General features: G+C 74.9%; 7 protein-coding genes. 1 reads left to right on the top strand and 6 read right to left on the bottom strand.

Annotated features, from left to right (window positions below; genetic code table 11):
- Positions 1-262: 262 nt before the first annotated feature.
- The 3 genes from ACIGW4_RS25205 to ACIGW4_RS25195 all read right to left on the bottom strand — a co-directional run bounded on the left by ACIGW4_RS25205 (position 263) and on the right by ACIGW4_RS25195 (position 3,475).
- Positions 263-754, bottom strand: a complete 492-nt coding sequence (locus tag ACIGW4_RS25205; RefSeq protein ID WP_399582956.1) for a hypothetical protein — start codon at positions 752-754, stop codon at positions 263-265.
- A gap of 23 nt (positions 755-777) precedes the next feature.
- Positions 778-2,097: an MFS transporter gene (locus ACIGW4_RS25200; protein WP_185094605.1), complete on the bottom strand. Its 1,320-nt coding sequence runs from the start codon at positions 2,095-2,097 to the stop codon at positions 778-780.
- A gap of 67 nt (positions 2,098-2,164) precedes the next feature.
- Positions 2,165-3,475, bottom strand: coding sequence for an MFS transporter (locus ACIGW4_RS25195; protein WP_359592495.1), 1,311 nt, complete (start codon positions 3,473-3,475; stop codon positions 2,165-2,167).
- Between the two features lie 60 nt (positions 3,476-3,535).
- Here ACIGW4_RS25195 and ACIGW4_RS25190 point away from each other — a divergent pair, with 60 nt between their 5' ends.
- Positions 3,536-4,531 (top strand): helix-turn-helix domain-containing protein, encoded by a 996-nt coding sequence (locus tag ACIGW4_RS25190; protein ID WP_359592494.1) that lies wholly within the window; start codon positions 3,536-3,538, stop codon positions 4,529-4,531.
- Between the two features lie 131 nt (positions 4,532-4,662).
- Here the strand turns inward: ACIGW4_RS25190 and ACIGW4_RS25185 are convergent, their stop codons facing one another.
- The 3 genes from ACIGW4_RS25185 to ACIGW4_RS25175 form a co-directional block, all read right to left on the bottom strand.
- Positions 4,663-5,886 carry an MFS transporter gene (locus tag ACIGW4_RS25185; RefSeq protein WP_399582953.1) on the bottom strand — a complete coding sequence of 408 codons (1,224 nt, stop codon included), beginning with the start codon at positions 5,884-5,886 and terminating at the stop codon, positions 4,663-4,665.
- 147 nt (positions 5,887-6,033) lie between these two features.
- Positions 6,034-7,083, bottom strand: coding sequence for a Zn-dependent alcohol dehydrogenase (locus ACIGW4_RS25180; RefSeq protein WP_399582951.1), 1,050 nt, complete (start codon positions 7,081-7,083; stop codon positions 6,034-6,036).
- A complete protein-coding gene (locus tag ACIGW4_RS25175; protein ID WP_123454455.1) occupies positions 7,080-8,012 on the bottom strand; it encodes an SDR family NAD(P)-dependent oxidoreductase in 933 nt (310 codons plus the stop codon). Before ACIGW4_RS25175 ends, ACIGW4_RS25180 begins: the two co-directional genes overlap by 4 nt.
- Between the last annotated feature and the right edge of the window lie 98 nt (positions 8,013-8,110).

The following is an 8,110-nucleotide window of genomic DNA, read 5'->3' as shown; positions in this document are numbered from 1 at the left end:
GCGGAACGCGGAGGCGCCGCTGAAGGGCGCCGTCCCGTGTGCCCACCCGTCCCGCCCCAGCGGGACGATTGCCCACACGGCGGGTGGGCGGGGGCAACGCCCATCCGGGCGCGGCCCGCACGGGCAGGGGGCGCCGCCCAGCACGGGCGCGGGCCCCACACGGCTGGGTGGGAACCGGCCCGGCGGGCGCGGGCCCCGCGCGGGCGGGGGGCGCCGCCCGGCACGGGCGCGGGCTCCGCGCGGGGGTGGAGGTGTCGGCCCGTCAGGTGGGGAGGAGGAGGGTCAGGAGGGAGGCCGTCAGGATCGTGAGCGTGCCCCACAGGAGCAGCCTCACGAAGTGACCCCGGCGCGCACGGGCGGCGAGCACGACCGCCGTCGCGACGCAGACCGCCCCCACCACCCACCCCGCCCACCCCGCCCCCGTCGGCAGCAGCACCGCCCCGACGGCGGTCGACAGGAGCAGCTGCCACCAGAGGGCGCGGCCTCCGGCCCGCCGGGCCAGGTGCTCGCCGAGCAGGACCGTCGGCAGCACGACCACCGCGGAGACCGCCGCGGCCGGCAGCAGCACCAGCAGCGGCGTGAACGGCAGCACCATCAGCGTCAGGGCGCTGAGGCGTTCCTCGCCCGGCTCCGGCTGCCTCGTGTCACCGAGCAGCATGCCGAGGACCAGGGCCAGCGCCGCTTCCAGGAACAGCGTGAGGATCGAGATCCTCATCATCCGGGCGGTCGTACGCCCCGTGTCAGGACCGCTCATCGGCGATCACCCCCCGGGAGTCATCATGCTCCCGCCGGGGCCACCGCCTCCGTCCGGGGTCGGCTGATGACCAGGGCCATCAGGGCCGCCGCCGCGCACAGCGCGCCCGAGGCGTACCAGACGACGTCGTACGTGCCGAAGACGTCGCGGGCCACGCCGCCCGCGAAGGCGACGGCCGCCGCGCCGACCTGGTGGGAGGCGAGGACCCAGCCGAAGACGATCGCCGAGTCCTCGCCGTAGTGCTCGCGGCAGAGGGCGATGGTGGGCGGGACGGTGGCGACCCAGTCGAGGCCGTAGAAGACGATGAAGAAGAGCATCGGCGGGTGGACGGAGGGCGCCAGGAGCATGGGGAGGAACAGCAGCGAGACCCCCCTCAGCGCGTAGTAGACCGCCAGGAGCCGGCGCGGTGAGAAGCGGTCGGTGAACCAGCCGGAGGCGATCGTGCCGACGACGTCGAAGACGCCGATCACGGCCAGGAGCCCGGCCGCCGCCGTCACCGGCATCCCGTGGTCGTGGGCGGCCGGTACGAAGTGCGTCTTGACCAGGCCGTTCGTGGAGGCGCCGCAGATCGCGAAGGAGCCCGCCAGGAGCCAGAAGGGGCCCGTGCGGGCCGCCCGGAACAGGACGGTGACCGCGCGGCGCGCCGCGCCCGTGACGGGGGCGGGCTTGTCGGCGTACTCCCCGCCGTACGGGGCGAGCCGGACGTCCGCCGGGTGGTCGCGGAGCAGCAGCCACACGAAGGGGACGACGGTGAGGGCCGCGAGGGCCACCGTCACCGCGGCCGGACGCCAGCCGTGGTGCTCCACCAGCCAGGAGAGGAGGGGCAGGAAGATCAGCTGGCCCGAGGCGCCGGCCGCCGTGAGGATGCCCGTCACCAGCCCCCGCCGCGCCACGAACCAGCGGTTCGTGACCGTCGCCGCGAAGGCCAGCGCCATCGAGCCGCTGCCGAGGCCGACGAGGACGCCCCAGTAGAGCATCAGTTGCCAGGCCGCCGTCATCCAGACGGTGAGGAGGGAGCCCAGCGCGATCACGCTGAGGGCCACCGCCACCACCCTCCGGATGCCGAAGCGGTCCATGAGGGCGGCGGCGAACGGCGCCGTCAGGCCGTACAGCGCGAGGTTCACCGACACGGCGAAGCCGATGGTGCCCCGCGACCAGTGGAACTCCTCGTGCAGCGGCTCGATCAGCAGGCCCGGCAGGGAGGCGAAGGCCGCGGCGCCGATGATCGTGACGAAGGTGACCGCCGCGACGAACCAGGCGCGGTGGACGCGGGGGGTGCGGAGCGGCCGGCCGGCCGGTGTGCGGGCGGGCGTCTCGGTTGTCTGAGCCATGCCATCGAGCATCCCGGGCCGGCATCTCCCCCACCATTGGCCCGAATGACAGCTTTCCAAAGGATCGGGACAGGCGCCCTCATGCGCGCGGCAGCGTCCTGACCGGGCGCACCACCAGCAGCGCCGCCACCACGAGCACCGCGATCCCCGCCCCCGTGAGCAGCACCTCCTCCGTGCCGACCGCCGCCGCCACCGGCCCCGACAGGGTGCGGCCGACGCCCATCATCAGGAGCGAGCCGGCCACGTCGTACGCGTGCATCCGGTTCAGGGCCTCCTGCGGCACGTGCGTCTGGACCGAGGTGGACCACATGACCAGCCAGAAGGCGAAGGCCGCCCCGCCGACGAACTGCCCGGCGCCGAGGACCCCGACCGGCGCGCCCGTGCCGAGCAGGACCAGGTTCACCGGGAGGCCGAGGAGCGCCACCGCGCCCGCCGCGAGGGGGCGGCGCGGGCGCAGCCGGATCGCGAGGAGGCCGCCGACGGCGCTGCCGGCGCCATTGACGGCCATGAGCACGCCGTACGCGGCCGAGCCGTGCTCCTCGGTGACGAGGCTCGCGGTGAGCGGGACCATGGGTCCGGCGACGGTCAGCCCGTACACCGTCCAGATGGAGATGACGCCCCAGAGCCAGCTCCGGGAGCGGAACTCCCGCCAGCCGCCTGCCAGTTCGGCGAGGAAGGAGTCCCGCCGGGCCGTGTCGGAGGGGATCGGGGCGAGCCGCATCAGCAGGAAGCAGACGGCGCTCACCGCGAACGTGACGCCGTTGACGGCGAAGGCCGCGCCCGCGCTCCAGACGGCGACGAGCAGGCCCGCGGCGGCCGGTCCCGCCATGGTCATGAGGGCTTCGACGACCCGCAGGACGGCGTTGGCGCGCTGCACGTCGGGGGCGATGCGGGGGATGGTGGAGGCGACGCCCGGCTGGAAGAGGGCGGCGCCGACGCCGCTGAGGACGGAGAGGGCGTAGACCGCCCAGAGCGGCGGGCCGCCGAGCGTGAAGGAGACGGCGAGGACGGCGGCGCCGGGCAGCCGCAGGAGGTCGGCGAGGATCATCATGCGGCGGGCGGTGAAGCGGTCGGCGAGGACGCCGCCGAAGAGCACGAAGAGCGCGAAGGCGGCGGTCCAGCCGCCCAGCGCGTAGCCGACGGTGGAGCCGGGGTGGCCGGCGCCGAGGAGTCCGGCGGCGAAGGCGACCGGGACCATGCCCTCGCCGAAGACGGCGACGCCGCGGGCGACGAAGAAGAGCCGGAAGTTACGGTTCCACAGCGCGGGCGGCACGGGCGGCGCGGGCGACTGCTGTGCGGGCGGCGCGGGCGCTCGCCGTGCGGGCGGCGCGACCGGGGCGGGAATCCGCTCCGTGGCCTCAGACTTGTACGTGTTGTCCGTCACGGACACGTACTCGTACCAGCCCTATGGTCTGGACCACCACCGATTTACGGAGGGAGCACCCCGCCCGTGCAGCAGCCGCACCGCGTCGCCGTCCTCGCCCTGCCCGGCCTCCTCCCCTTCGAGCTGGGCATCCCGCACCGCATCTTCGGCCGCGCGAAGGACCCCGGGGGCCGGCCGCTGTACGAGATCGTGACCTGCGCCCCGAAGGCCGGACCGGTACAGACCGACGCCGACTTCTCGATCCACGTCGAGCACGGGCCCGAGGCCCTCGCGACCGCCGACACGGTCGTCGTGCCCGCCTCGTACGAGCTCGGACCGGTCCACGACGAGGGCAGGCTCCCCGAGGAGCTGGCCGCGGCGCTCGCCCGCATCCGGCCCGGCACCCGGCTGGTCTCCATCTGCACCGGCGGGTACGTGCTCGCCGCGGCCGGCTACCTCGACGGGCGCCCGGCCACCACCCACTGGGCGTCCGCCGAGCACTTCCAGCGGCTCTTCCCGCGCGTACGGGTCGACGCGGACGTCCTCTTCATCGACGACGGCGACGTCCTCACCTCGGCCGGGGTGGCCGCCGGCATCGACCTGTGCCTGCACATCGTGCGCCGCGACCACGGCACGGCCGTCGCCAACGACGTCGCCCGCCGGACCGTCGTACCGCCCCACCGGGACGGCGGCCAGGCCCAGTACATCGAGCGGCCCCTGCCGGAGACCGGCACCCACACCACGACCACCGCGCGGGCCTGGGCGCTCGCCCACCTCCACGAGCCGATCCAGCTGCGGGACCTGGCGGAGAAGGAGGCGATGAGCGTGCGGACGTTCACCCGCCGCTTCCGCGACGAGGTCGGCATCAGCCCCGGCCAGTGGCTCACCCAGCAGCGCGTCGAGCGCGCCCGGCACCTCCTGGAGTCCACCGGCCTCCCGGTCGACCGGGTCGCCCGGGACGCGGGCTTCGGCACGGCGCAGTCGCTGCGGGTCCATCTGATGAGCGCGATCGGGGTGACGCCGACGTCCTACCGGCGGACGTTCCGCACGAGCGCCTCCGCGAAGGCGTCCGCCGCGCCCTGAGCGTCGGGCGCGACCCCGTGCCCCCTCGACCCTGCGACCCCGTGCTCCCTCGACCCTGCGACCCCGCGGCCCCACGACCCCGCGGCCCCGCGGCCCCGGCCCGAGCCGACCGCACGCCGGGGTGCGGCGCCTCAGCCACCGCTCCTCGCGGGGGCGACGTCCGTCCGGGCCTCCCTCTCCGCCACGTCAGGGGCGCGCCGCGTCAGCCGCCGCTCCCCCGCCGCGCCGATCACCGTGAGCAGCACCGTCAGGCCCACTCCCCAGAGGATCGCCGTCGACGGGGCCACCACCTTGAGCAGGCCGCCGGCGAGGCTGCCGCCGGCCGCATAACCGGCGCCCACCGCCGCGTACATGACCGAGTACCCGGCGGCGAGCGCGGACGGCGGCAGGACCTGACGGAGGGCCAGGTTCCGGGTGAGGCTCGCGGGGGCCTGGAGCAGCCCGGCGGCGACCAGCGCGACCGCGATCGCCGCCGTCCAGGGCAGTACGGCGGCCAGGGCGACGCCCGCGGCGACCGCGAGGACCAGAACCAGGGACTGGACGGCCAGCGGGCCGGGCCAGCTCCCCCGCAGACCGTACACGAACGCGCCGACCGCCGAGCCGATCGAGAAACCGGCGAGGAGCGGGCCCGCCCAGCCGATGCCGATCCCGCGCTGTTCGAGGAGCGCGGGCAGGACGAGTTCGGCGAGCGCGAGCAGGGTGAGGCCGGCGGCGCCGAGGACGTACACGGGCCAGGCCCGCAGCAGCGCCCGCCGCATCGAGGCGCCCTTCTCCTGCGCCTCGGCGGACCAGCCGACCGGCAGCAGCCACAGCCCGGCCACCGAGAGCCCCGTCAGGAGGCCTTGCAGCAGCAGCGGCACCGCCGGGTCGACGCCGAGGGCCAGGCCGGTGGTGAGGGCGGGCGCGGCCGCCCAGAGGCCGAAGGTCAGCACCGACTCCGCGCTCATCGCCTGGGTGACGGCCCGTTCCGGCACGAGGCTGGTGAGCAGGGCCCGCAGCGCGCCGGGCACGGCGGCGGGGCCGGTGCCCGCGAGCAGCGCGAGGGCGGCGAGGACGACGGGGTGGGCGTCGGGCGCGAGCCCGAGCCCGGTGAATCCGGCGGCGCCGACCGCGAGCCCGGCGACGAGCTGCGGCCGGGCCCGCCCGGCGTTCATCCGCATGCCGAGGACGGGCGCGGCGAGGATCTCCCCGAGGACGTACGCGGCGGCGAGGACCGCTCCGAGCGTGTAGCCGCCGGGCCGCTCCCGCACGAGGAACACGAGCGCGAGCGGCGCCATGGCGACGGGCAGCCGGCCGGTGACCATGACGGCGGACCAGGCGAGGACGGGACGGGTGGCGAGCTCGCGGTAGGACATGTCCGGGACCGTAACGGCCCGCGGCCCCGGGACCCACCGCGTTTCGCCCGGGCCGTCGGGGAGCGAGCGGAACCGTCGGGGAGCGGGCGAAACCGTCGGGGAGCCCGCGGAACCGCCGGGGCGCGGGCGAAACCCCCGGGGAGCGAGTCAGAACGTGAGGACCCCCCGCGCCACCCTCCCCCCCTCCGCGTCCCCCGCCGCCCTCGCGAAGTCCTCCACCGGGTAGGTGCGGGTGACCAGTTCGTCCAGGAGGAGGGTTCCCGCGCGGTACAGCTCCGCGTAGAGGGCGATGTCCTTCTGGGGGCGGGAGGAGCCGTACCGGCAGCCGAGGATCGACTTGTCGAGGAACATCGCGGCCGGCAGGAAGCCCGCCTCCGCCTTCGGCGCCGTCATGCCGAGCAGGACCGCCTGGCCGTGCCGGTCGAGGAGGTCGATCGCGGCGCGGACGAGCCCCGTGTGGCCGACGCACTCGAAGACGTGGTCGGCGCCGGTGGGAAGGACCTCCCGTACGGCCTCGGTGGAGGAGAGGAAGTGCGTCGCCCCGAACCGCCGGGCCACCGTCTCCTTCTCCGGGTTCGTGTCCACCGCGACGATCGTCAGCGCCCCCGCGATCCGCGCGCCCTGGAGGACGTTGAGGCCGATGCCGCCGGTGCCGATGACGACGACGGTGTCGCCGCGGTCGACCTTCGCCCGGTTCAGTACGGCTCCGACTCCGGTGAGGACCCCGCAGCCCATGAGGGCGGCGGAGGTCAGCGGGATGTCCTTCGGGATCTTCACGGCCTGCACGGCCTTGACGACGGTCCGCTCCGCGAAGGACGAGTTCGAGGCGAACTGGAAGAGCGGCCGCCCTCCTCGGGAGAAGGGCCGGCCCGGCATCCCGATCGCCTTGCGGCACATCGTCGGCCGGCCCCGGTCGCAGTCGGCGCAGGCGCCGCAGTTCGCGAGGGTGGACAGGGCGACGTGGTCGCCGGGCACGACGTGGACGACGCCCGGGCCGACGGCCTCGACGACGCCCGCGCCCTCGTGGCCGAGGACGACGGGCGCGGGGAAGGGGATGGTCCCGTCGACGACGGACAGGTCGCTGTGGCAGAGCCCGGCGGCGGCGATCCCGACGAGCACCTCGCCGGGGCCGGGGTCCCGCACCTCCAGGTCGTCGACGACCCGGACCTGCTTCCCGTCGAAGACGACGCCCTTCATGACCCCTCCTTCGCGCCCGCGTTGGGCCGCGCGCCCTCCGCCGCCGCCTTCGCCATCTCCTCCAGGCGCGCCAGCATCGGCATCGGGTCCGTCCCCACCGTCCCCGGCAGGAAGTCCGCGATGCGCTCGGGGGTCCAGGAGCCCGCCTCCGCGTATCCCGCCCGCAGCTCCCTCGGCTGGGCCCAGACCGCGATCTTGGGGCCGGCGATGGTGTACACCTGGCCGGTGATCCGCTCCTCCCGGGCCCGTTCGCTCAGCAGGTAGACGACGAGCGCGGCCACGTCCTCCGGTTCGCCGATCTCCTTGAGCTCCATCGGGACGTTCGCGGACATCCGGGTGCGCGCCACGGGCGCGACCGCGTTGGCGGTGACCCCGTACTTGTGGAGGCCGAGGGCCGCGCTCCGCACGAGGGAGATGATCCCGCCCTTGGCCGCCGAGTAGTTGGCCTGCGCCACGGACCCCTGGTGGTTGCCGCTGGTGAAGCCGATGAGGGTGCCGGTGCCCTGCTTGCGCATGACCGCCGAGGCCGCCCGGAAGACGGTGAAGGTGCCCTTCAGGTGGGTGGCGACGACCGGGTCCCACTCCTCCTCGGACATGTTGAAGAGCATCCGCTCGCGCAGGATGCCGGCGACGCACACGACCCCGTCGATGCGTCCGTACGCGGTGAGGGCGGTCTCGACGACCCGCGCGCCGCCCGCCATCGTGGAGATGTCGTCCGCTACGGCGACCGCGGTGCCGCCCGTCGCCTCGATCTCCTTCACGACCGCCGCCGCGATCTCCGAGGTCGGCTCGCCGCCCTCGATCGACACCCCGTAGTCGTTGACGACGACCTTCGCGCCCTCCGCCGCACAGGCGAGGGCGACGGCGCGGCCGATGCCGCGCCCCGCTCCCGTCACGGCGACGACCTTGCCAGCCAAGAAGTTCCCCACGCCCGGCCCCTTCCCGCGCTTTCTGACGGTCCGTTAGATTCGTTCGTCGTCAGGATTCTACGGTCCGTCAGATACCGGAAAACAAGACCCCGGAGGCC

Source organism: Streptomyces sp. NPDC053513 (genome assembly GCF_044544765.1).
GTDB lineage: Bacteria > Actinomycetota > Actinomycetes > Streptomycetales > Streptomycetaceae > Streptomyces > Streptomyces litmocidini.
The sequence above is the reverse complement of the archived record's forward strand: the minus strand, read 5'-3'. Positions and strand labels throughout refer to the sequence as shown.

What these genes read in the sequence shown, in the direction of transcription:
- ACIGW4_RS25205 (WP_399582956.1), bottom strand. Translation starts at nt 754, where the DNA reads ATGAGCGGTCCTGACACGGGGCGTACGACCGCCCGGATGATGAGGATC.
- ACIGW4_RS25200 (WP_185094605.1), bottom strand. Translation starts at nt 2,097, where the DNA reads ATGCTCGATGGCATGGCTCAGACAACCGAGACGCCCGCCCGCACACCG.
- ACIGW4_RS25185 (WP_399582953.1), bottom strand. Translation starts at nt 5,886, where the DNA reads ATGTCCTACCGCGAGCTCGCCACCCGTCCCGTCCTCGCCTGGTCCGCC.
- ACIGW4_RS25180 (WP_399582951.1), bottom strand. Translation starts at nt 7,083, where the DNA reads ATGAAGGGCGTCGTCTTCGACGGGAAGCAGGTCCGGGTCGTCGACGAC.